A 911-nucleotide genomic window follows, 5' to 3' on the forward strand; every position below is an offset into this window, starting at 1 on the left:
CGGAGGCCGCCGGGGCGGAGGGGGCCGAGGCGGAGGGGGCCGGGGCGGAGGCGGCCACGCGCGCACGGGAGCATCCGGTGCCACCCGTGGTTCCGGCGGCGCCGGGTGACCTGGGTACGCCGGCGCCCCTGGGGGCCGGAAAGGCCCGGGAGGCCCCGGAGGTCCCCGACGCCCGGGAGGCCCGGGAGACCCCGGAGGTCCCCGAGTCCCGGGAAGGTCAGGAGACCGTGGAGGCCGCGCAGGGTGGCGGAGCCGCAGCGGCCCCGAAGACTCTGGAGGCGCCGGAGACGCCTGAGGTCCCGGAGACGCCTGAGGGGGTAACGGAGACGCCTGAGGTACCGGAGACCTCGCAGGCCCTGGAACCGCCCGGCGCCCCGAAGACCGCGGCGGCGTCTGAGCCGCCGAGCACTCCGCGGGTACCTCCGGAGACACCCCGGGGGTCGCCGCCCGCCGGGCCCGCGCAGTGCCCCGCACCGGCGGGGGACACGGCGTCCGGCGACGACCCGGCCACGGCGGGGCTCACCCCCGCGGAAGCGTTCGACGCCCTCTACGCCCACGCCGCCCCCGGACTCGTCCGTCAGGCGTACGTGCTGACCGGGCGTCGGCTGCTCGCCAAGGAGGCCGTCGAGCGCGCCTTCCAACTCGCCTGGCACCGCTGGCCCGAGGTCGCCCGGGACCGGGACCCGGCCGGCTGGGTGCGGGCCGCGGCGTACGAGTACGCGATGTCGCCCTGGAACCGGGTGCGACGGGCCCACCGCCGCCCCGACCCGCTGCCGGAGGACCCGGCGCGCCGCGCCCTGCTCGGCGCGTTGCTGGACATGCCGGCCTCCTACCGCCGCACCCTGCTCCTCCACGACGGTGTGGGGCTCGGGCTGGCCGAGACGGCGGCCGAGACCGAGGCCAGCACACCC

1 pseudogene is annotated in these 911 nt (G+C 78.8%); it reads left to right on the forward strand.

Annotation, left to right across the window (positions count from 1 at the left end):
• Positions 1 to 86 precede the first annotated feature (86 nt).
• Positions 87 to 911, forward strand: a pseudogene (locus IH13_RS44535) (DNA-directed RNA polymerase sigma-70 factor); the annotation flags it as partial.

Source organism: Streptomyces sp. NRRL WC-3549, from assembly GCF_000721935.1.
Classification (GTDB): domain Bacteria; phylum Actinomycetota; class Actinomycetes; order Streptomycetales; family Streptomycetaceae; genus Streptomyces.